The sequence below is a fragment of the Dactylosporangium sp. NPDC005572 genome (assembly GCF_040605515.1).
Taxonomy (GTDB): Bacteria; Actinomycetota; Actinomycetes; order Mycobacteriales; family Micromonosporaceae; genus Dactylosporangium.
On sequence record NZ_JBEXCY010000198.1, the window covers coordinates 1 to 21,528 of the forward strand.

Sequence of the window (21,528 nt, forward strand, 5' to 3'; positions counted from 1 at the left end):
GTAACGTTGACGCCCGCCGGTTGATGGCCCCGGGACCTAGAGCAACCCCCGCGCGCCAGGCCGAGGAGCAGCACGACCGGCGGCGGCACGACGTGGGTGTCGGCGGCGGCCCAGGCCGCGGACTCGGCGGCGAGGAACGCGCCGGTCGACCACAGCCCCGCGGTGCGGGCCAGCCGCCGCTTGCCCGGCGCCTTCAGCCGCCCCCCGGCGGCGAACGCGGCGCAGGTCACCGCGAGCATCGAGGTCGCGGTGAGCGCCAGGGCGACGACGACGGCGGCCAGGTCGGTCGCGTGGACGTGCGAGATGCCGGCGGCGATGCCGTGCTCCGCCTCGTGCCGATGTGCGAGCAGTTGGGACGTGACCAGGTGGGCGGCGCTCCAGCCGAGCGCGCCCGACGAGACCGCGGAGACGGCGAGCAACGCCCGCCCCGCATGCCGCTGGCCCGTCGTGCTCACCCCCTGCGGTCGCTGCCGTCGCGGTCATCGTACGGTCCGCTCGGGAGCAGGCGTACCGCGCGTACTATCGGCGATCGGAGGAGATCCGGGTGGGTCGGTCGCGGAGGTGCTGATGCGCGGGTTCGGGGACCTGGAGGCTGCGATCATGCAGCACATGTGGGGTGTCGCCGAGCCGGTCACGGTCCGTGACGTGCACACCGCCCTCACCGCGGAGCGGCCGCTGGCGTACACCACCGTGCTCACCGTCATGGACAAGCTGTTCCGCAAGGGGTGGCTGCAGCGGGAGCGTGACGGCAAGGCGCACCGCTATGCCGTCGTGATCACCCGGGAGCAGTACGGCGCGGGCCTGATGCGGGAGGCCCTGAGCGACAGCGGCGACCGCGAGGTGGCGCTGCTGGACTTCGTGCGGCAGATGACCCTCGAGGAGGCCGTCGCGCTGCGCGCCGCGCTGGACACGTTCGAGCGGAAGATCTCCGGCCGGTGACCGCGGTGCTCGTGACCGTGTTCGCGGGGCTGCTGCTGGCCGGCGGGCCGCGGCTCGCCGGCGCGCGCTGGGTGTCCCGGGCGCCGGGCCTCGCGCTGCTGGTCTGGCAGATGATCTGCGCCGCGGTCGTCGTGTCGATCGGCGTGGCCGGGCTGACCTCCGTGCTGCACTGGGACGACACCCACGACCTGATGTGCTCGGCCTGGCGGCTCTGCCTCGACGCGCTCTACGGCGACCACGGCCGCGCGGCCCAGGCCGTGGCGGTCGCCGGGGCGGCGGTGCTGGCGGTGACCGGCGCGCGGCTCGTCGAGGCCGCCTGGCGGGTGCAGCGGGCCGACCGGGCGCGCGGCCGCCGGGTGCGGGAGGTGATCCGGTCGGTCGGCTCGCGCGAGCCCGGCCTCGGTGCCACCGTGCTGCCCTCGCCGGAGGCCGCGGCCTATCTCGTGCCGGGCGGGCACCGCGACGTGGTCGTCACCTCCGGCGCGCTGCGCCGGCTCAGCCCCGACGAGCTGCGGGCGGTGATGGCGCACGAGCACGCCCACGCCTCCGGGCGGCACTACTGGCTGCTGCGGACGGCCCGCATGCTGCACCGGGCCTTTCCCCGGGTACCGCTGTTCCGCCTGGCCGAGGACCAGGTCCACCGGCTCGTCGAGTTGCACGCCGACGACGTGGCCGTCCGGTCGGCGGCGCCGCTGAGCCTGGCCCGGGCGCTGGTCACCATGGCCGAGTCGCGGGCCGCGGGGCCTTCCTCGCTCGCCGCGGCCGGCGGCGACGCGGCGGAGCGGCTCGAACGGCTCCTCTGCCCGCCGGCGCCGCTGCCGGGCCCGGCCGTGCGCGGCGCGGCCGCCGTCGCGGCGCTGCTGCCGCTGGTGCCGGTCCTGCTCGCCGTGGCCGACCGGCAGGTCACCCTCTTCTGACCCCGCACCACCTACGGGCAGTAGGTGGACGCGCATATCCGCGTGAACTTCCCGGGTTTTTCTCCTATGGAGCGTCGTACGTGGCTTGCGGGCCAGGTTGCGGGTGGCCTATGGTCGGCTACCGGCGCATCGCCGCCGCCAGCACGAGCGAAGGAGCCGGTCTTCCGTGGGACGTCGTCCGCTGCTCACGGCCGCGACCCTGTGCCTGACCCTGCTCGTCACGCTCCTGGCGAGCTCCGGCGCGGTGCGGGCCGAGCCGACCCCGGCGGAGGTCGAGCAGCGCATCGACGAGGCGTGGAACGAGCTCGAGCCGATCATCGAGCAGTACAACCTCGTCCACGGCCGGCTCAAGCAGAGCCAGGCGCGGGCCGCCACGCTCCAGCAGCAGCTCCAGCCGCTGCAGGCGCAGGTCGACGCGGCCATGTGGCACGTCAGTGAGCTCGCGGTCAAGGCGTTCAAGGGTGGGCGCGCGACCGCCCTGGACGTGCTGCTGCACGCGGACTCCCCGGAGGTACTGCTGGATCAGCTCGCCGTCGTGAACGCGATCGCCCGCAACCAGCGGGCGGCGATCGCGGACGTCGCGGCGGCCCGCGACCGGCTCGCCGTGGAGCGGCGGGCGCTCGACGCGGTGATCGCCGAGCAGGCCGCCCAGGACGCCGACCTCGCCGCCCGCAAGCAGCAGATCGAGGCCAAGGTCGCCGAGCTGCAGCAGTTGCGCCTGGCCGTGTACGGCAAGGGCGGCACGGGCGAGCTGCGTCCGGTGGCCTGCCCGGTCGACTACGTCGGCGGCCCGGGCGGAACCGCGGCGAAGAAGGCGTGCGAGCTCATCGGCCGGCCCTACATCTGGGGCGCCGCCGGTCCGGACGGCTACGACTGCTCCGGCCTGACGCTGACCGCCTGGGCTGCCGCGGGCGTCAAGCTGCGGCACTACACGCGCTGGCAGTGGGAGGACACGAAGGCGGTCTCCCGGGCCGAGCTGCGCCCGGGCGACCTGGTGTTCTTCTTCAGCGACCTGCACCACATGGGCCTGTACGTCGGCGGCGGCTGGATGGTCCACGCCCCGACCACCGGCGACCGGGTGCGGATGGCGAAGCTCGACGGCCGCCCGATCGTCGGCTACCGCCGCCCCGCCTGACCCCGCGCCGCCCAGAAGGACGCCCAGAAAGGACGCCCAGTGCCACCAGACGACCCCAGCTCCGGCAGCGGCACCCTCATCGCCATCGGCGTACTCGCGATCCTGGTCATCATCGGCTTCATCTTCACCGTCGTCGACGGCTGACGCACCGGCCGGGTGGTTCAGCAGCCGCACCCGCCGCCGCCGCAGCCGCAGCTCGCGGCGGCGGCGCGGGCCGTGCGGCGGCGGTGCAGCCACCACATGCCCAGCGCCGCGGCGGCCAGGCCGGCGGCGACGGCCAGGAGGGTCTTCTCCAGGACCGCCGCGCCGGCCGTCGTGAGCACGCCGGCGGCGATGAGCAGCGGCAGCGCGCAGCAGGCGGCGCAGGCCACGGCGGCCAGGACGCCGCTCACCTTGCTGCGCAGCGGCGGCCTGTCGTCCGTCTTCGGCGGTAGCAAAGGCAGGTTCACGCGGGCACTCCATCCGGTGGGCCGAGCCGGGCCGCGGTCACCGCGCCGCCCGCCCGACCAGGGCGGCGAGCACGCCGGTGTGGGCCGGGGGCACCTCGATGTCGAGGACGAGCGAGTCCGGCGGCTGCGGCGTGACGGTGAACGTGAAGAACGAGCAGCACTGCGTCTCGCGGGCGGCCAGGTCGCGCACGGCGGCCTCGAGCCCGGCCGGGCCGGTCAGCAGCATCCGGGCACGGGTCGGGCTCACCGTCTCCACGTCGCGGACGGCGGTGGTGAACAACGCGTCGAACTCGGCCAGCCGCAGCGGCCGCTCCGCGGTCGGCAGGGTGCACGCGTCGGGGACGTCGAATGTCATGACAGGACGGTAAGCCTGTACCCAGGTACCGGATGCAAGCCCCGGACGGCGACCGGCGCGGCAGGCGCTATGCTGACGATGCCGGCGGTGGGGCCCGCCGACCCGATGCCCGGGTGAACCGCGATGATGCCAACGGTCCCTGCAGACAGTAGTCGCATGCCTGCAGGAGGGACCCCGGGGATGACCGAGCCCGTCGCGCAACCCATCGACCCCGATGTCGACCTCCACGTTCCCGCCGAGCGGGCCGAGCTGCGCCCGCACGCGCTGCCGGTGCTCGCGGCGATCTCCGCCGGCGGCATGCTCGGGTCCGCCGCCCGCTATGGCCTCGGTCTGGCCTGGCCGCACCCGCCGGACGGGTTCCCGTGGGCCACGTTCGGCATCAACGTGTCGGGCTGCCTGCTCATCGGCGTGCTCATGGTCATCGTCAACGAGGTCGCCACCGGGCAGCGGCTGCTGCGCCCGTTCGTCGGCGTGGGGGTGCTCGGCGGGTACACGACATTCTCCACCTATGTCGTCGAGGCCCACCGCGCCGCCACGGCGGGCCGGCCCGGGCTCGGCCTGCTCTACCTGGGCGGCACCCTCGTCGCGGCGCTGCTCGCGGTCTTTGCCGGCGCCGGGACGACCACCTGGCTGGTGCGGCGGGCGACGGGAGCCGGACGGTGACGCTGCTGCTGGTCCTGCTGGGCGCCGCGGTCGGCGCCCCGCTGCGGTACCTCGCCGACCGCGCCGTGCAGGCCCGGCACGACTCGATCTTCCCCTGGGGCACCCTCATCGTGAACATCGCCGGTTCGCTGCTGCTCGGCTTCCTCACCGCCCTGCCCGCGAACCCGGAGCTCACCGCCCTCGCCAGCGTCGGCTTCTGCGGCGCACTCACCACGTACTCGACCTTCAGCTACGAGACCCTGCGCCTGGCCCAGCTCGGCGCCTGGATGCTCGCCGCCGGCAACGTCGTCGCCTCCGTCGCGGCCGGGCTCGGCGCCGCCTACCTCGGCACGCTCGTCGCCGCGGTCGTCTGACGGCCCGGCCGCCAAAGGCGGCCCTGTCGCCAAAGGCGGCCCGGCCACCAGAACCGGTCGCCGAGGACGATCGCGATCGCCAGCACGAGCAGCGTGCGCACGAGCAGGGTGTCGAGCAGCACCCCGATGCCGACGACGATGCCGAGCTCGGTGAGGGTGACCAGCGGCAGCACGCCGAGGACGGCGAAGACCGCGGCGAGCAGGACGCCGGCGCTGGTGATCACGCCGCCGGTGGCCGCGAGGGCGGCCCGCATGCCGCCGCGGGTACCCCGGGCCGGCGCCTCCTCCAGCGCCCGGGTGGCGAGGAAGATGTTGTAGTCGACGCCGAGCGCGACGAGGAAGATGAACGACAGCAGCGGCACCTCGTTGTCCAGGCCCGGGAAGCCCAGCACGTTCACGAAGAGGACCGTCGCCGCGCCGAGCGCGCCGAAGTAGGTCGCCACGACGGTGAGCATCAGCAGGACCGGCGCGAGCAGCGACCGCAGCAGCACGATCAGCACGGCAAGGACGACGAGCAGCACCAGTGGTACTACGGTGCGCAGCCCACCGATCGAGGAGGCGCGCTTGTCGAGGTTGCCGGCCACGGTGCCGCCCACGGCCGCGTCCGCGCCGGGCACGGCGTGCACGGCGTCGCGCAGCGCGCGGATTGTGTCGTAGCTGGCCGGGGTGTCCGGTGCGGCGCGCAGCACGACGTCGACGGCGACCCACCCGGCGGCGCGTTCGGCCGGCCGGGCGCTGTCCACGCCGGGCGTCGCGGTGATGGCGGTGAGCACGGCCTGCTCGTGGTCCTGGCGGGCCAGGACGACGGCGGGGTCGGCGGCGCCGGCCGGGAAGTGCCGTTCGAGGGTGGCGAACCCGTCGAGCGACTCGGCCTGGACGCGGAACTGCTCGGTGCGGCTCAGCCCGATCCGGGCCTCGGCGAGGCCGGCCGACAGCACGGCGAGCACGACCAGGGAGAGCGCGACGATCGCGCGCGGCCGGCGGGTGACCAGGTCGCCGAGGCGCGTCCACACGCCGGTGGGGGCGGCGGCCTGCCCGGGGCGGGGGACGAACGGCCAGAACAGCCCCCGGCCGCAGACGGCCAGGGCGGCGGGCAGGACGGTGAGCCCGAACAGCGCCGCGGTGGCGACGCCGATCGCGCCGGCGACGCCGATCGTCCGGTTGAACGCCGACGGCGCCGCGAGCAGCGTCAGCAGGCCCAGGCAGACCGTGAGCGCGCTGGCGGCGATCACCGGGATCGTGGCGCGGACGCTGCTGCGCAGCGCGTCGCGCCGGTCGTCGTGCCGCCGCAGCTCCTCGCGGTACCGCGCGATGAGCAGCAGGGCGTAGTCGGTGCCGGCGCCGAAGACGAGCACGTCGACGATGCCGGTCGTGGTTTCGTCCAGCGGCAGGCCCGCGGTGCGGCTGAGCAGGGCGAGCAGGCCGTTGACGGCGCCGTCGGCCGCGCCGACGACGGCGAGCGGAACGATCCACAGCCACGGGCTGCGGTACGTCACCAGGAGCAGGGCCGTCACGACGGCGACGGTGACGAGCAGCAGGGTGGTGTTGGCGCCCTGGAACGAGTCGGCGATGTCGGCGGTGAACCCGGCGCCGCCGGTGACCTGCGTGGTGAGGCCGGGCGGCCGGCCGGTGGCGGTGATCGCCCGGAGCTGCTCGATGGTGCCGGCGAGCTCGGCGACCGGGATGCCGGCTCGCAGCGGTACCGCGACCAGCGCCGCCGTACGGTCGTCCGGCCGGACCGGCGGGCTGACCCGGCCGCCCGCGGCGTGGCGGGCGAACGCGGCGGCGTCGGCGGCGATGACCTGCTCGTCGGCCTCGGTCAGCGCGGCGCCGGCGCGGGAGTAGACGACCAGCGCCGGGTTCAGCTCGCCGCTCGGCAGCAGCTTGCGCAGCTCGGCGACGCGGGCGGACTCGGAGCCCTCCGGGAGCGCCTGGGTCACGTTGCGGTTCTCGGCGGCCCCGGCGCCGGACAGCGCGCCGGTGAGCAGCAGCGCTGCCACGAGGATCAGCCAGGCCGTGACCCGGCCGGTCAGCACACGTACCAGCGGTTCCATGCCCGTTCACCGGCTTCCACGCGGGGGGTGCCTCCCGGACAACGTCCGGCAGGAAACATCACGCGCGGAGAGTATCTTGGCAACTGAGATATCTGCGCATCGGCCCTATAGTGGTGGCGTGACGGAGCGGGCCCAGCTGAACAGCGACATCGTGCACGCGCTGCACCTCTACTCGGGGCACGCCCAGCAGATCGGCGACCGCTTCGCGGCGCTGCACCACCTCGGCGCCACGGACCTGCAGGCGCTGATGCTCATCCTGGAGGCCGAGCGGGCCGGGCACCCGCTCACCCCCGGCACCCTCGGCGCGGAGCTGAGCTTCTCGTCCGGGGCGGTCACCGGCCTGATCGACCGACTGGAGGCCGGAGGGCACGTGTACCGCGACCGCGACCCCGCCGACCGCCGCAAGGTCCTGCTGCGCTACGCCGAGCCGGCCGCGGCGATGGCCCGCAGCTTCTTCGCCCCGATCGCCCGCCGCGCCGAGGGCGTGCTGGACCAGTTCACCGAACCGGAGCTGCGAACCGTGCACCGCTTCCTGGCCGCGATGTCCACCGCGATGCGCGAACACCGCGACGAACTGCGCACCGGGGCCGCACGGTAGGCCGCCTACGGCAGCCGAGGGGGCCGGTTCCCCGAAACATATAGTAGAGTGCGCATATGAACATGAGTGACGCACGATGAGCCACGAGCACGAGCACACGGTGACCGCGACCGGCGCGCACCGGCGGACGCTCGCCGCGGTGCTCGGCGTGTCGGCGGTGATCTTCGTCGTCGAGGCCGTGGGCGCGCTGCTGACGGGCAGCCTGGCGCTGCTCGCCGACGCCGGGCACGTGCTCGCCGACGCCGGCGGCGTGGCCCTCGCGCTGGGCGCGACCCTGCTGGCCGCCCGGCCTGCCTCCGGGCGGCGGACCTTCGGCTGGGCCCGCGCCGAGATCCTCGCCGCGGCCGTCAACGGCCTGGTGCTGTGCGGCATCGGCGTCTACGTGTTCGTCGAGGGCGTGCGGCGGCTGTGGCTCGACCAGGCCGACGTCGAACCGGGCGGCATGGCCCTCTTCGGCGTCATCGGCCTGGTCGGCAACCTCGTCGGCGTGGCGCTGCTCTACCGGGCCCGCAACGCCGGCCTGAACCTGCGCGGCGCGTTCCTCGAGGTCGCCACCGACACCGCCACCTCCGTCGGCGTCCTCGTCGCCGCCGGCGTCATCGCCCTGACCGGCTTCACCCGCGCCGACGCGATCGTGTCGATCCTGATCGGCCTGGTCATCGCTCCCCGGGCCGTCCGGCTGCTCAAGGAGGCGGTCGACGTCCTGCTCGAGGCGGCCCCGGCCGGCACCGACCTGGCCCGGATCCGGGCCCACATCATCGAGGTCGAGCACGTCCTCGCCGTGCACGACCTGCACGTGCACACCGTGACCTCCGGCCTGCCCGTCCTCACCGCCCACGTCGTGGTCGACGACTCCTGCTTCCACGACGGGCACGCACCGCGGCTGCTCGACGCGCTCCAGGAGTGCCTGGCCGGCCACTTCGACGTGGCCCACTCGACGTTCCAGCTCGAACCCGCCGGCCACGCGGACCACGAGCACCCCACCCACACCTGACGCCACCGCGCAGCTCGCCTCGCCGGGCCGGTTTAGGCCGGCGCCGGCTCGGTAGAGAGGGCGCAGCGACGGGGGGAGTGCGGATGTTGAAGGGTTTCAAGAACTTCCTGATGCAGGGCGACCTGATCGTGGTCGCGGTGGGCCTGGTCGTGGCCCTGGCCTTCAGTACCTTGATCAAGGCCTTCACCGACAGCGTCGTCACGCCGCTGGTCAACGCCCTGGCCGGCGGCGGGGCGACCGGACAGGGCATCGGCTGGACGGTGAACGGCCAGCGCATCGACCTCGGCGCGTTCATCGGCGCGCTGATCTACTTCGTCATCTTCATGGCCGTCATCTACTTCCTCATCGTGGTGCCGTACCGCGCCTACATGAAGAAGCGCGGCAAGACCGTGTTCGGCGACCCGCCGCCGACCAGGACCTGCCCGAGCTGCAAGATGGACGACGTCCCGGTGGCGGCGGTCCGCTGCCCGCACTGCACCAGCGACCTCGCCGCCGTCTGAGTCACGGGCTGTTGACGGAGTGCAGCACCAGGTCGCGGCGGGTGACGCCCGGGCCGGGGTCGACCAGCGTGAGCCGGTAGTGGCCGGTGCGGCTCGGCATGTCGACCGGGACCCGGTGGTCCGCCGGCAGGCGCAGCCCGGGGGAGCGCAGCGCCGCCGGCCCCGGCGCCGAGGCCTCGCAGTCGCCGCTGACGCCGAGGCACACGAAGACGTCGATGCGGGAGCTGTTGTACAGCACGAGGTGCCCGCCGCTGCGGGTGCTGAACGCGGGCCGGGCGAAGCCGTCGTCGCGCACCTCGAGCATCGGCCGCGGGAGGTACAAGCTCATCGCAAGGATCGCGATGATCACGACCATCAGCCCCGCGGCGGCGAACGCCCGGGAGTCATCCGCCCACCACCACCGGGCGAGGCACAGCAGCCCGGCGGCGACGAGCACGGCCACGGCGATGAGGAAGCGGCGCTGCCGGCCCGCAGTGACGAACGGCCCGGTCCCCGCGTCGGGCGGCCGGATCCAGTCCACGCCGAGCAGGGACCCGGCCCCGACGGCCAGCACGGCGAGGCCGGCCGCGACCAGCAGGCCGAGGCCGAAGCGAGAGTCCTCCACGCATCGATGATATTGGACCTGCGTCACGATCCAGCGCGCCTGGCGCCGCGTCATCACCATCATCGACAGGTCCGTGGTCTGGTCCGACTGACGGCACGAACGGGTCATGTATGTGACGGCATGATCGCGGCGGGTGGCTGACGCTGTCCGGGCAACATCTTGCCTTCTTCAGGAGACAGCAATCATGCGATCCACCTATAAAGTTTTCGCGTACCTGGTCGCCGCCGGGGTGCTGGTGCAAGTGGCCAGCGTGGCGTTCGCCTGGTTCACCGTCATCCAGGACATCGACGCCGGCGGTGTCTTCGACAAGAACGTCGGGCCCAACCCCGGGCACCTGACGCACGCCATCGGCGGCATGGCCGTCGTCCCGCTCGTCGCGCTGCTCTTCCTCATCATTTCGTTCTTCGCGAAGGTGCCCGGCGGCGTGAAGTGGGCCGGCATCACGTTCGGGCTGACGGCGCTGCAGGTGGCGCTGGCGTTCGTCGCCTTCAGCGCGCCCGTGGTCGGCACGCTGCACGGCCTCAACGCCTTCGCGCTGCTCGCCGTCGCCGTCATCGCCGGGCACCGGGTGCAGCGGGTCGTCACGGCGCCCGCGCCGCAGCCGGTCGCCGTCTGAGCGGTGCGACGCAGACACCTCAGGGCCGCCGTCCCCGTCACGGCGGCCCTGGCCATCCTGAGCCCGCTCGGGTGGTGGTGGCAGGACAGCCTGATGCCGGACACCTACTCGATCATGGACATGGGCTACACCGACTACGGCGGCGGGGCCAGCCACGAGGGCATGCACCACGGCGGTACGGCCGTCACCGCCCTCACCGGACCGCGCGACCGGCCCGCCGACGTGTCCGTCACGCTGGTGGCCCGGGCCGAGCGGATCCAGCTCCCCGACGGGCGCAGCGTGGCCGGGTACACCCTCAACCACACCTCGCCCGGCCCCGAGCTGCGGGCACAGCAGGGGCAGCTGGTCGAGGTACGCCTGGTCAACGAGTCGGTGCCGGACGGCGTCACCCTGCACTGGCACGGCTACGACGTGCCGAACGCCGAGGACGGCGTGGCCGGCGTGACCCAGGACGCGGTCGCGCGGGGCGAGGAGCACGTCTACCGCTTCGTCGCCGCCGACGCGGGCACCTACTGGTACCACTCCCATCAGGTCTCGCACGAGCAGGTGCGGCTCGGCCTGTTCGGCGCGCTCGTCGTCAGCCCGCCGGCGGACGGACGGTCCACTGTGGACACTGTGGAAAGCGTCGCCCTGGTGCACACCTACGCCGGCCGCCGCACGATCGCCGGCAGTCCCGGCGAGACCAGGGTCACCGCGGCCCCGGGCGGCACCGTGCGGGTCCGCCTGGTCAACACCGACCAGGGCACGCTGCGGGCCTGGGTGTCGGGCGCGCCCTACCGGGTCGTCGCGGTCGACGGCCACGAGGTCACGGCGCCACCGCCGGTCACGGCCGCGGCGATCGTCCTGGCCGCCGGTGCCCGGGCCGATGTGGAGTTTGCGGTACCGCAGTCAGGCGCGGTCCGCGTCGACGTCGGCGCGGGCACCGCGCTCGTGGTAGGCCCCGACGGCGCGACGGCCCCGGCGGACCCGGAGCCCCGAACGGCGGTCGACCTGCTGTCGTACGGCGCACCGGCCCCGCTCGGCTTCGACCCGGCCGCGGCGACCCGCCGGTTCGAGTACGCCATCGGCCGCCGCCCCGGCTTCCTCGACGGCCGCCCGGGCCTGTGGTGGACGATCAACGGCCACCTGTACCCCGACGTGCCGATGTTCATGGTCAGTACGGGGGAGGTGGTCCGGATGAGCATCGCCAACGACAGCGGCGAGACGCACCCGATGCACCTGCACGGCCACCACGCGGTGGTGCTGAGCCGCAACGGCACGCCGGCCACCGGCAGCCCGTGGTGGACGGACTCGCTGGAGGTCGCGGACGGCGAGCGGTACGAGATCGCGTTCGTCGCCGACAACCCGGGCGTGTGGGTGGACCACTGCCACAACCTGGACCACGCGGCCGAGGGCCTGCTGGCCCACCTGTCGTACGTGGGCGTCACCACCCCGTACCGCATCGGCGAGCACCACAACCACCCCGAGTGACGCCGGTCGGACCGGCGCCGGGCCCGCACCAGCGGACCCGGCGCCGGCCGGCGGGCTACAGGGCCAGCGGCTCGACCCAGATGTTGCGGTAGAACAGGTTGGCGCCCGGGTCGCCGTGGTCCTGGAGGCGGATGCGGCCGGCGGCCGGGCCCTCCGCGGCGCCGGCGCCGGTCGGGCCGTCGATCGCCACGTTGTTGTGCACCGTCACGCCGTTCCACACGACCGTGACGCGGGCGTTCTCCGTCTTGGTCCCGGAGGCGTTGTACCGGGCCGCGCGGAACGTCACGTCGTAGGTCTGCCACGTCTGCGGGGCCGTGGCCGCATTGCTCGTCGGCGCGATCTTGTTGTAGATCGAGGCGCACTCGTCGATGCCGATCGACGTGTCGCCGTACGAGTCGAGCACCTGCAGCTCGTAGCGGTCCTGCAGGTAGATCCCGCTGTTCGCGCGGGCCTGGCCGGTCACCTCCGGCGGGAGGTTCGGCAGCCAGAACTCGATGTGCAGCCGGAAGTCGCCGAACGCCTCCTTGCTGCGGATGTCGCCGCCGAGCACCTCGGCGCCGCCGTTGCCCAGCGGCCACGTCGCGGCGCCGCCCGCGGTCTGCTCGAAGTTGTCGAGGTTCGCGCCGTCGAAGAGCACGACGCGGCCCGGGTTCGGCCCGGCGGAGCTGTAGGCCTCCAGCTCGTAGATGCGCGCGGCGGCGTTGCCGTCGCTGGCCGGGGTGGTGACGTTGAGCCGCAGGTACCTGGCCTGCGTCGCGGCGAAGTCGTGCGTGGTGCTGCTCAGCGTGTTGCCGGTGACGGTCGCGACGGTCGTCCACGCCGTACCGTTGGTGCTCACCTGGACATTGAAGTCTCTCGTGTTCCAGGCGCCGTTCTCGCCGCCGGCGCCGGCGTGCTTGAGCACGACGCGGGAGACCGTCTGGCTCACGCCGAGATCGACCTGCAGCCATTTCGAGGCGCCGAGCGAGCACCACTTGTCGGTGTTGCCGCCCGACACGCTGCCGTTGACCGCCTTGGCGGCGGCCTCCGTGGTGGCGCACGAACTGTCGGCGGTGGCGGCCTTGTTGAGCGCGAGGTTGCCGGCGGTGGTGGTGCCGCCGTACACCTCCAGCTCGTAGATGCGGGCGGCGGCGTTGCCGTCGCTGGCCGGGGTGGTGACGTTGACCCGCACGTAGCGGGCCGGCACCGGGGCGAGGTTGTGCGTCGTGACACTGGCGGTGTTGCCGGTGACGGTCGCCACGGTGGTCCAGGTCGTACCGTTGGTGCTCACCTGGATGTTGAAGTCCCTCGTGTTCCAGGCGGTGTTCTCGCCGCCCGCGCCGGCGTGCTGCAGTACCACCCGATTCACCGTCTGGGTGGAGCCGAGGTCGGTCTGCAGCCACTTCGACGCGCCCTGCGAGCACCACTTGTCGAGGTTGCCGTTGTTGGCGGTGCCGTTGACGGCGCGGGCCGCGACCTCCGACGTGGAGCAGCTGCTGTCGGACGTGGCCGGGCGGCCGAGCGCGAGGTTGACCGGCGGGGTCTGGCCGGGGATGGCGTTGAGCGTGTACCAGGCCTCGGTGCTCCACAGCGACTGGCCGTTGGCGGCCGCGAACGGCCGGGGCGAGCGGACGTGCACGACGCGGCCGGCCTTGAGGCCGCTGATGACCAGGTTGACCTTCTTGCCGTCGGCGGAGAGCGTCGCCGAGGTCAGCGAGAGGGTCTCCTCGTCGATCTTCGGCCCGCCGTAGGCGGCGGTCGGCACGTAGCGCCACTGCTTGACGCGGTACTTCGAGGCGAGCGCGGTGGCAGTGGCGGCCGACAGCGGCTGGGTGTACTCGAGCTCGAAGCCGGTCGATGTCGCCCGCATCGCGAGCAGATCGAAGTGGTTCGTCCCGTTGGGCGTCAGCTTCTGCAGGCCGTAGAGCAGCTTGCCGCTCTGGCCCCAGTTGCCGCCGGCGCCGAGGCCGCCGACGTAGACGGCGCCGTCGGGGCCGAGGGCGACCTCCGAGACGCCGGCCTCCAGGCCCTGGGTCAGCCGGAAGTACGCGCCCTGGTACTCGCCGTTGATCTTCTCGACGAAGGCGCGCTGCAGGCCGCCGTACGTGACGTCGCCGACCAGGAACTGCCCGGCGTACAGGCCGCTGGGCATGTACAGCGGGGTGCTGGGCGAGTTGCCGATCTCGTTCTGCGGCATCCACATGACCGGCTGGGTCGTCGGGGCGTTGTCGAACGGGCCCTGCGGGTTGAGGTAGTGGTTGAAGAAGCGGCCCTGCTTGATGTGCACCAGCTTCGAGGCCGGCTGGTAGCCGCCCTGGTTGTCGGTGACGAAGAGGCCGTTCTCCGGGCCCCAGCCGATGCCGTGCGGCGTGCGCAGGCCGCCGGCGACGTACGAGATGGCCCCGGTGCTCGCGTCGATCTTGATCGTGGTGCCCCGGTTGGCGATCGGCTGCGGGTTGGTGGTGTTCCCGCCGTAGTTGATCGACACCGACAGGTTCACGTAGAAGAACCCGTCCTGGTACAGCAGGCCGAACGCGAACTCGTGGAAGTTGCCGCCGTACGGCCAGGTCGCCACCGTCTGGTACTGGTCGGCGACCTCGTCGCCGGTGGTGTCGACCAGCCGGGTGAGGCGCTGCTTCTCCGAGACGTACACGACGCCGTCGACCACCTTGAGGCCCATCGGCTCCTTGAGGGCGCTCGCGATCCGCTTCGTCGTGACGTTCCCCGTGGTACCGCCGGTGCCGGACAGGATGAACACCTCGCCGTCCTGCGACGTGCCGGACTGGTCCTCCCCGCCCCAGGTGGAGATCACGAGCCGGCCGTCGGGCAGCCAGTCCATGCCGGTCACCTTGGGCTGGAACCCGGCCGGGCGCAGGTTGGTCAGCGTGAAGTTCGGGTGCACCGCGGTCAGCGGCAGCCCGTCGCCCGGCGAGTCGCCGGCCGTCTCGCACTCCTTGCGCCCGGGCGCGGTGACCCGCACGACCCCGGCGTCGGTACTGAGCACGCTGTTGGGCACGGTGACGAACGACGTCGCGCCCGGCGGCTGCCACTGCAGGGTGAGCTGCTGGCCGCCGCCCGCCTCGAAGAAGTCGATGTGCAGCGAGTGGTACCCCGTGCCGAGCGCGACCGAGCCGTCCTTGGCTGTCGCGCCGTGCAGGCCGTCGTTGTTGATGACGACGCTGTCGTCGACGATCAGGCGGGAGCCGTCGTCGCTGATGAGCCGGAACGCGTACGTGCCGGCCGTCGCGATGCTGATGTTGCCGATGGCCTGGGTGTAGAAGTTGTCCTCCTGGCCGAAGTCGGCGGCCGTCGTCCAGTTGATCGTCGGCATCAGCTTGTCGACGTTGGGCGTCTGGGCCGGCTTGAGGTTGCAGAGGTTGCTGAGGGCGGTCTGCAGGTCGAAGGTGCGCAGGGTGATGCCGGGCTCCTGCGCCGGCGGCGCGGCCGCGGCACCGCCGGCGGTGAGCAGCGAGGCGGACAGGGCGAGCGCGGAGGCGAGGGCACCCGTGATCGGGATACGCGCACGCCTGAGCGGGACGGACACGATTCCTCCAGGGGGAGCGGGGACAGCGATGCCGCCGCTCGTCGCGGCGCGCCCGGGACCACGGCAACATCACTGTCGATGTCCTGCGGTTGGCCCGGCACGCCGATGCCTGGCGGAGCCAAATGTAGGGCTCTTTTATTTGAATGTCTAGATGTATCGCTGGATGGCACCGAACTTTCGGTCGCCGTGGACGAAAGAATTTAAGGTCGGCGCGGGCCGGAACCGGCCGGTTGATCCGGTACGGGGGAGTGGCCGTTCGGCCGCTGCTGACGTTGGGCGCGGCGGCGTACACCTCAGGCTGAGCACGCGGAGGTGCGAGATGGCCGGATACGTCAACGCGGACAACGGCGGATGGACCGAGCTGCGGGTTCACGGCGTCTCCGGTACCCCACCGACGAGCATGCTCGGCCACCCGCACGTCGCGCGGGTGTCCGGCGACGCCCAGGCGGGCTGCTACCGGCGCCGGTGGGAGTCGAAGCTGGTCAGCGCCGACACCGAGGAGCGGCGCCTCGAGGCGTACTCCTGGGGCGGGCTCACCGCCGGCGGCGGCAGCCGCGCGCTGTGGCTGCTGCTGACGCCCTTCCTGCTCGTCAACGTGGCGTTCTGGGCCCGGCCGGACACCGGCCCGCGGCCCGGCCGGCTCGCCGGCGCGGCGGGTCGGGCCGGTGCGGCGATCCAGCGGCTGTTCGCCCTGTCCATCACGCTGGTGGCCGCGATCGCCGCCGTGGCGGCCTCGATGGACCTCATCGGCTGGCAGTGCATCCGGCCCGACGGCCGGTCCTGCACGGACCGGGTGTCGTGGCTGGGCTTCCTCACCTGGCACTGGCTGGACTCCCCGGGCCGCCGGCTGGCGCTGACCGCGCTGTTCCCGCTGGCCGCGATCGGACTGCTGTGGTGGCTGGCCAACAAGACCTGGCGGGAGACCGAGGCCGTGCGGGTGCCGGCGGCCACGCCGGGCACGGACCAGCCGGCGACCCTGCTGGAGGACCGCCGCCTGTGGAACGGGACGGGCCCGGTGCGCCGGCTCCGGGCGGTCCACGTCACCGCCTGGCTGGCCGTCGTCGGGATCTTCCTCCTGACGCCGTTCGCGCGTCACTGGCCCACGCTGCACGGCCGCTTCCCAGCCGCGGAGGTGCTGCTCGCCGGTTCGCTCGTACTGCTCGCCGCGTCCGTCGTCCTGGCGTGTCTGCCGTCGATGACCGACCGTCCGCGACCGGACCAGGACGACGAGCCCGACCACCGGCGGTGGGACCTGTACCGGACGCTGCCGCTCATCGCGCTGGCCGTCGACGTGGCGGCGCTGGTCGTGCTGTGGCTGCCGGGGCTCTCCCGGCCGGACCCGACGCCCGGCGCGCCGCGCGCGCCGCTGCCCTGGCTCGCCACCACCGTGGAGTTCGTGGCCGGCGCGCAGCTCGTGCTCCTCGTCGCCGCGGCGGTGGCGGTCGCGGCGATGCGGCGGCGCACGCCGGCCGCCGCGGACGGGCCGCAGCCCCCCGCCGGCCGCCCGGTCGCCGCGCCGCCCGCCTGGTACGGCCTCGGCACGGTCGTGTTCATGATGCTCGGCGGCGCGCTGGCCGCCGCCTACGCCGCGGCGCTCGTGCTGACCGTGGCGCACGCGGTCGGCAAGCCCCAGACCGCCGACCGCGGCGTGGACCCGTTCGTCGTCGCGATGCCGTACTTCTGGGCCGCCGCGCTCAGCGTGCCGGTCGCCGTGCTCGTCGTCGTCCTCGCCGTCGTCGGATGGGTCCGCATCCGGCGCGGCACCACGGCGATGATGGCCGACGTCCGGTCGGCCTACCCGGCGACCGACGACGATCCGCGCCGCACCCGTGCGATCGCCGGCATCTGGGCCCGGGCATTCGTCGGCGACACCGGCCGCAGCGTCGCCGGCATCTTCGTCGCGGTGCTCGCGGCACTGGTCACCGCCGCCGCGGTCCTGTACCTCCGCGACGCGAACCTGATCTCCGTCCACGCGCCGTGGATGGTCAACGTCGGCGACATCCTCATCGGCGCGTTCGCCGCCGGGCTGCTGTACGTCGGCCGCCAGACCTACCGCAACCCCCGGTTCCGCAGATCCGTCGGCGTGCTGTGGGACCTCGGCACCTTCTGGCCCCGCGCCACCCACCCGCTCGCGCCGCCGTGCTACGCCGAACGCGCCGTCCCGGACCTCCTGACCCGCATCCGCCACCTCGGCCGGCACGGCCGCGTCCTGCTGTCCTGCCACTCGCAGGGCACCGTCATCGGCCTGGCCGTCGTCATGCAGCTGACGTACGACGAGAGCCGCAGCGTCGGCCTGCTCACCTACGGCAGCCCGCTGCGCCGGCTCTACGCCCGCTTCTTCCCGGCGTACTTCAACCTGCCGGCCCTGCTGCACGCCGGCGCATACTTGCACGGCCCGCCGCCCGACATCACCGACCAGGCCCGCCGCCGCTGGCCGTGGCGCAACCTGTACCGCCCGAGCGACCCGATCGGCGGGCCGATCTTCATGACCTACCCGCTGACCGACAACGACAACAACGACGTCGACCGCGCCGTCCTCGACCCGCGCTTCGCCCGGCCGGACGGCGACAACTCCTACCCGGTGTCGTTCGGCCACAGCGGCTACCCGGACGACCCGACCTACCCGGCCTCAGTCAACGTCATCGAACAGCTCCGCACCGCCGAGCCGCAGTCGACGCTGGTCGAATCGGCGACGGACTAGGGCCTAGGTACGCAGGATCTCCTGGAGGGCGTCGGGCACCGGCCGCTTGCCCGAACCGTCGGGTGCCACCGACACGTACACGATCTTCGCGGTGCAGGTCTCCTCGCCGCCGCGGCGCACCGAGAAGTGGAGGTCGAAGCTGGTGGTGCCGATCCGGCCAGGACGGACCGCGATCTCGACCGCCTCGCCCCAGCGGACGCCGGCCCGCCAGTCGATCTCCGACCGGACCAGCTGGAAGTCCAGGCCCTCGCGCACCAGCGTCGCGGCGTCCAGCCCGTGGTGGGCGAGGAAGCCCGACATGGCCTCGTCGAACCACGTCAGGTACCAGGCGTTGAACACCACACCCTGCTGGTCGACCTCGAAGTACCGCGCCTTCCAGGGCATCACGAACCCATCCGCGTCCAGCACCGTGGCGGCGTCCCTCCTGCACGATCCGACGAGCGGGCGGTGTGGAGCATAACGTTCGGGCAACGGGGCAGCCGGCGGCGCCGGGCGGTCCGATCATGGGCACATGGACCGCACCCCCGGCATGCGGCACGCCGCCGTCGCGATCTGCTGGCTGACCCACCCGGTCACCGTCGGCGCCGTCGCGCTGCTGCTGGTCAACGACCACCTGCTGAAGGCGGCGTACCCCGGCCCGGTCACCGGGAAGCTGAGTGACGTCGCCGGGCTCGCCTTCGCCCCGGCGCTGGTCGCGGCGGTGCTGTGCCTGCTGGTGCCGCGGGTGCCGGCCCGGGTGGCCGCCGCCGCCGGGCTGGCCGGCACCGGGCTCGCGTTCACCTGGGTGAAGGCCACGACGGCCGGCGCCGAGGCCGCATCGGCGGCGTGGAGCCTGCTGCGCCCGTCGGCGGTGCTCGCCGACGTGACCGACCTCGCCGCGCTGCCCGCCCTCGCGATCGCCTGGTGGACCTGGACCCGGGTACGCACGGCTGAGCTGCCGGAGACGTGGACCCGTACCGTGCGCGCCCTGCTGGTGCTGCCGGCGGCGCTGGTCGCGGTCGCCGCCACCAGCGCACCGTTCTACCCGGCCGCCGGGCGGGTCGACGTGGTCGACGGCCGGGCCGTGGTCGGCGTCTACGACGGCTACCACGCGACGAACGCCGACCTGGCCGACGAGGTGCGGCCGTACTCGTGGCTGTCGACGACCGACGGCCGGACCTGGGTGGAGGAACCCGCCCCGGCACAGGCACCGTCACCTCGCCGGACGCAGGCGTGCGTGCCGGACACGCCGGCGCACTGCTACCGCGTGGTGCCCGGGCGGATGGCCGTCGAGGAGACCGTTGACGGTGGCCGCACCTGGCGGCTGTCGTGGGAGGTCTCGGAGGGCCGGCGGCAGTTCCTGGTCCGGCAGTACGACGACCTCGCCACAAGCGGGATCGATCTGAGCTCGGCCGAGCTGGCCGTGCTGCCGGTCGCCGGCGGCCACCTCGTGCTCGTCGCCAACCGCCGCGACGGCGTCGCCGTCCGGTACGCCGACGGGACCTGGCAGCGGGTGGGCATGCCGAGCGACACCGGCCCGCCGCGGGTCGAGCCGCTCGTGGCGCCGGGGCAGCACGTCCTGCTGGAGCTGCTGCTGGCCGGGACGGCGGTGCCCGTCCTCGTCAGCATCACGGTGCTGCCGGTGCTGACCCGCCGGCGGCGGCTCGCGGCGGGAGCGGCCGGGCTGACCGTGCTCGGCGCGCTCGCGCTCATGCTCGGGATCACCAGCGGGACCGTGCTCACCATGTTCTACGGTGTGCCGCTCGCGTTGGCCGGTCTCGTCTGGTGCCTGGCAACGGTCGCCGATGATCGGGGCCTGCGGTGGTGGCATCTGGCCGGCGTGCTGTGTGTGGCCCTGGCGACGGGGATCGGCATCGGATGGCCGTTCTACGGCTGGTCTGGCGGAAACCCGGACGGCTACGGTACCGCGTCCGGGATCGCCCTCGTGGTGGCGCTCGGCGGCCTGGCGATCTGCGCGGCGATCACGGTGGCCGCCCGGCTCCGCGGCCCGCGGCCGGTACCACCCGGGCCCGAGCACCTGTGGCGCGACGGTCAGACGCCGAGCTCGTCGCAGAGCGCCTCGTAACGGTCGAGCTCCTCGGGCGGGTGCCGGTGCGCGCCCAGCCCGACGGTGTCGAACTCGTCGAGGCCGCCCCGGCGCTCGACGCCGAGCTCCCGCAGCGCCGCGTTGATCCGCTCGACGCCGCCGACCCGCCGCCCACCGGCGAACACGCACGCCCACTGGTCGCCGACGCCGCCGAAGTAGTCCGTCATGACGAGCGCGAACGGCCCCGTGGCCAGGGCGGCGGCGAGGCGCAGGACGACGCCCTCGCGCGGGAAGACGACCGGGAAGGACGCCGGCACGTCGAGGGCCGCCGTCTCGCCCAGCCGCGCCTGCCAGTACGCCGTGAAATAGTGCGTGACCGGCACGAGCCACCGGCCCTCGCCCAGGGGCACCGGCTCGACGCCCCACCCGGCGGCGGCCGCCGGGTCGGGCTCGCCGGTGACGATCAGCGCGGTGATGTGGTGGCCCACGGGCGCAACGGTACCGCCGCCGCGCCGCCGGGGGACTCCTGTCGATGGGACCGATCGACGGATGCGAACGCGATGGGGCAGCGAACGCAAGGCCCCACCCCGTAATCTGTCGAGAAGTGGTACCACCGGAGCCATCCTTCCGACCGGACGGTAGGCTGTCGGCGGATCGAGTTGTTTCATGAGGGAGGCCGCAGATGGCTCGTGCGACGTCCGCCCGGGGGGAGTCGACCCGGCGCCGGCAGCGCTGGCCCGACGGCTACGACCCGGAGAACACCCGCCGCTCGCTCATCACCAGCGCGCTCGAGCTGTTCGAGCGCAGCGGCTTCGACCGCACATCGGTGCAGGAGATCGCCGATCAGGCGCACCTGACGAAGGGCGCGTTCTACCACCACTTCGAGAGCAAGGACGACCTTCTGCGCCACATCCAGGAGGAGTACCTCGAGGCGCAGCTGACGGCGATCCAGCAGATCGAGGCGGGCAGTGACGACCCGAAGGTCCGCGTGGCCGAGCTCATCCGCTTCAGCCTGCGCAGCGTCGCCGAGTACCGGGCGCACGTGACGATCTTCTACCAGGAGCGCCGCTACCTGACCGGCGAGCTGTTCGCCGAGGTGACCCGCAAGCGCGACCTGGTCGAGGCGGCCTTCGCCGGCATGATCCAGGACGGGGTGACCAAGGGCGTCCTGCGCGCCGACGTCGACGCCAGGATCGCCACGTTCGGCCTGGTGGGAATGTGCGCCTGGGCGTACCAGTGGCTCAACATGGCCGGCCCGCTGAGCGTGGAGGAGGTGGCCCGCCAGTTCAGCGCGATGGTCCTGGAGGGCCTGGCCGCCTAGCCGTTGAGCAGCTGGCGGGCCATCACGATGCGCTGGATCTGGTTGGTGCCCTCGTAGATCTGGGTGATCTTGGCGTCGCGCATCATGCGCTCCAGCGGGAAGTCCTTCGTGTAGCCGTAGCCGCCCAGCAGCTGGACCGCGTCCGTCGTGATCGCCATCGCTGCGTCGGAGGCGAAGCACTTCGCGGCGGCGCCGAAGTACGTCAGGTCGGGGGCGTTGCGCTCCGAGCGGTCGGCGGCGGCGTAGGTGAGCTGGCGGGCCGCCTCCAGCTTCATGCCCATGTCGGCCAGCATGAACTGGATGCCCTGGA

General features: G+C 73.2%; 22 protein-coding genes. 13 read left to right on the top strand and 9 right to left on the bottom strand.

All coding sequences use genetic code 11. The features are described 5' to 3' along the window. Positions 1–455: hypothetical protein (locus ABZS66_RS49335; RefSeq protein WP_354770001.1), on the bottom strand; the 455-nt coding region annotated here is incomplete at its 3' end. A 112-nt stretch (positions 456–567) separates the two neighbouring features. Here ABZS66_RS49335 and ABZS66_RS49340 point away from each other — a divergent pair. The 3 genes from ABZS66_RS49340 to ABZS66_RS49350 all read left to right on the top strand — a co-directional run bounded on the left by ABZS66_RS49340 (position 568) and on the right by ABZS66_RS49350 (position 2,991). Further along, a complete protein-coding gene (locus ABZS66_RS49340; protein ID WP_354770002.1) occupies positions 568–939 on the top strand; it encodes a BlaI/MecI/CopY family transcriptional regulator in 372 nt (123 codons plus the stop codon). Further along, positions 936–1,856: a M56 family metallopeptidase gene (locus ABZS66_RS49345; protein WP_354770003.1), complete on the top strand. Its 921-nt coding sequence runs from the start codon at positions 936–938 to the stop codon at positions 1,854–1,856. The genes ABZS66_RS49340 and ABZS66_RS49345 overlap by 4 nt, the downstream gene beginning before the upstream one ends. 166 nt (positions 1,857–2,022) lie before the next feature. After that, positions 2,023–2,991: a C40 family peptidase gene (locus ABZS66_RS49350; RefSeq protein ID WP_354770004.1), complete on the top strand. Its 969-nt coding sequence runs from the start codon at positions 2,023–2,025 to the stop codon at positions 2,989–2,991. 161 nt (positions 2,992–3,152) lie between these two features. Here ABZS66_RS49350 and ABZS66_RS49355 read toward each other — a convergent pair whose 3' ends face one another. Then, positions 3,153–3,440: a hypothetical protein gene (locus ABZS66_RS49355; RefSeq protein ID WP_354770005.1), complete on the bottom strand. Its 288-nt coding sequence runs from the start codon at positions 3,438–3,440 to the stop codon at positions 3,153–3,155. Positions 3,441–3,477: 37 nt separating this feature from the next. Further along, on the bottom strand, positions 3,478–3,795 hold the full coding sequence (locus tag ABZS66_RS49360; RefSeq protein WP_354770006.1) for a hypothetical protein: 318 nt from the start codon (positions 3,793–3,795) through the stop codon (positions 3,478–3,480). A 180-nt stretch (positions 3,796–3,975) separates the two neighbouring features. On the opposite strand from ABZS66_RS49360, the gene ABZS66_RS49365 reads away from it, so the two are divergent. Together ABZS66_RS49365 and crcB are read left to right on the top strand one after the other, a co-directional pair. Then, positions 3,976–4,458 carry a CrcB family protein gene (locus ABZS66_RS49365; protein ID WP_354770007.1) on the top strand — a complete coding sequence of 161 codons (483 nt, stop codon included), beginning with the start codon at positions 3,976–3,978 and terminating at the stop codon, positions 4,456–4,458. Continuing rightward, positions 4,455–4,811, top strand: a complete 357-nt coding sequence (gene crcB / locus ABZS66_RS49370; RefSeq protein WP_354770008.1) for a fluoride efflux transporter CrcB — start codon at positions 4,455–4,457, stop codon at positions 4,809–4,811. Before ABZS66_RS49365 ends, crcB begins: the two co-directional genes overlap by 4 nt. Here the strand turns inward: crcB and ABZS66_RS49375 are convergent. Beyond that, on the bottom strand, positions 4,778–6,865 hold the full coding sequence (locus ABZS66_RS49375) for an MMPL family transporter (RefSeq protein ID WP_354770009.1): 2,088 nt from the start codon (positions 6,863–6,865) through the stop codon (positions 4,778–4,780). The two genes, crcB and ABZS66_RS49375, sit on opposite strands and share 34 nt — an antisense overlap. A 118-nt stretch (positions 6,866–6,983) precedes the next feature. On the opposite strand from ABZS66_RS49375, the gene ABZS66_RS49380 reads away from it, so the two are divergent. The 3 genes from ABZS66_RS49380 (at position 6,984) to ABZS66_RS49390 (ending at position 8,957) form a co-directional block, all read left to right on the top strand. Continuing rightward, on the top strand, positions 6,984–7,463 hold the full coding sequence (locus ABZS66_RS49380; protein ID WP_354770010.1) for a MarR family transcriptional regulator: 480 nt from the start codon (positions 6,984–6,986) through the stop codon (positions 7,461–7,463). Between the two features lie 76 nt (positions 7,464–7,539). Next, on the top strand, positions 7,540–8,457 hold the full coding sequence (locus tag ABZS66_RS49385) for a cation diffusion facilitator family transporter (protein ID WP_354770011.1): 918 nt from the start codon (positions 7,540–7,542) through the stop codon (positions 8,455–8,457). A gap of 83 nt (positions 8,458–8,540) precedes the next feature. Next, positions 8,541–8,957, top strand: coding sequence for an MscL family protein (locus ABZS66_RS49390; protein ID WP_354770012.1), 417 nt, complete (start codon positions 8,541–8,543; stop codon positions 8,955–8,957). Between the two features lies 1 nt (position 8,958). Here the strand turns inward: ABZS66_RS49390 and ABZS66_RS49395 are convergent, their stop codons facing one another. Then, positions 8,959–9,561, bottom strand: a complete 603-nt coding sequence (locus ABZS66_RS49395) for a hypothetical protein (protein WP_354770013.1) — start codon at positions 9,559–9,561, stop codon at positions 8,959–8,961. A gap of 184 nt (positions 9,562–9,745) precedes the next feature. On the opposite strand from ABZS66_RS49395, the gene ABZS66_RS49400 reads away from it, so the two are divergent. Continuing rightward, positions 9,746–10,177 (top strand): hypothetical protein, encoded by a 432-nt coding sequence (locus tag ABZS66_RS49400; protein WP_354770014.1) that lies wholly within the window; start codon positions 9,746–9,748, stop codon positions 10,175–10,177. Between the two features lie 3 nt (positions 10,178–10,180). Continuing rightward, entirely contained in the window at positions 10,181–11,647 is a 1,467-nt protein-coding gene (locus ABZS66_RS49405) for a multicopper oxidase family protein (RefSeq protein WP_354770015.1), read from the top strand. A gap of 55 nt (positions 11,648–11,702) precedes the next feature. Here ABZS66_RS49405 and ABZS66_RS49410 read toward each other — a convergent pair whose 3' ends face one another. Continuing rightward, on the bottom strand, positions 11,703–15,170 hold the full coding sequence (locus ABZS66_RS49410) for a discoidin domain-containing protein (RefSeq protein ID WP_354770016.1): 3,468 nt from the start codon (positions 15,168–15,170) through the stop codon (positions 11,703–11,705). 319 nt (positions 15,171–15,489) lie between these two features. On the opposite strand from ABZS66_RS49410, the gene ABZS66_RS49415 reads away from it, so the two are divergent. Then, complete coding sequence (locus ABZS66_RS49415; RefSeq protein WP_354770017.1) at positions 15,490–17,871, top strand: hypothetical protein; 2,382 nt, start codon at positions 15,490–15,492, stop codon at positions 17,869–17,871. 3 nt (positions 17,872–17,874) lie between these two features. Here the strand turns inward: ABZS66_RS49415 and ABZS66_RS49420 are convergent, their stop codons facing one another. After that, complete coding sequence (locus ABZS66_RS49420) at positions 17,875–18,279, bottom strand: thioesterase family protein (protein WP_354770018.1); 405 nt, start codon at positions 18,277–18,279, stop codon at positions 17,875–17,877. 103 nt (positions 18,280–18,382) lie between these two features. Here ABZS66_RS49420 and ABZS66_RS49425 point away from each other — a divergent pair, with 103 nt between their 5' ends. Next, positions 18,383–19,936: a hypothetical protein gene (locus ABZS66_RS49425; protein ID WP_354770019.1), complete on the top strand. Its 1,554-nt coding sequence runs from the start codon at positions 18,383–18,385 to the stop codon at positions 19,934–19,936. Here the strand turns inward: ABZS66_RS49425 and ABZS66_RS49430 are convergent. Next, positions 19,903–20,385: a hypothetical protein gene (locus tag ABZS66_RS49430; RefSeq protein WP_354770020.1), complete on the bottom strand. Its 483-nt coding sequence runs from the start codon at positions 20,383–20,385 to the stop codon at positions 19,903–19,905. The two genes, ABZS66_RS49425 and ABZS66_RS49430, sit on opposite strands and share 34 nt — an antisense overlap. Positions 20,386–20,579: 194 nt before the next feature. Between ABZS66_RS49430 and ABZS66_RS49435 the strand changes: the two genes are divergently transcribed. Beyond that, the gene (locus tag ABZS66_RS49435; protein ID WP_354770021.1) at positions 20,580–21,218 is read left to right on the top strand and encodes a TetR/AcrR family transcriptional regulator; all 639 of its coding nucleotides are present in this window, start codon (positions 20,580–20,582) and stop codon (positions 21,216–21,218) included. Here the strand turns inward: ABZS66_RS49435 and ABZS66_RS49440 are convergent. Further along, positions 21,215–21,528 (bottom strand): acyl-CoA dehydrogenase family protein (locus tag ABZS66_RS49440; protein ID WP_354770022.1); only part of this gene is annotated, 314 nt, incomplete at its 5' end. The two genes, ABZS66_RS49435 and ABZS66_RS49440, sit on opposite strands and share 4 nt — an antisense overlap.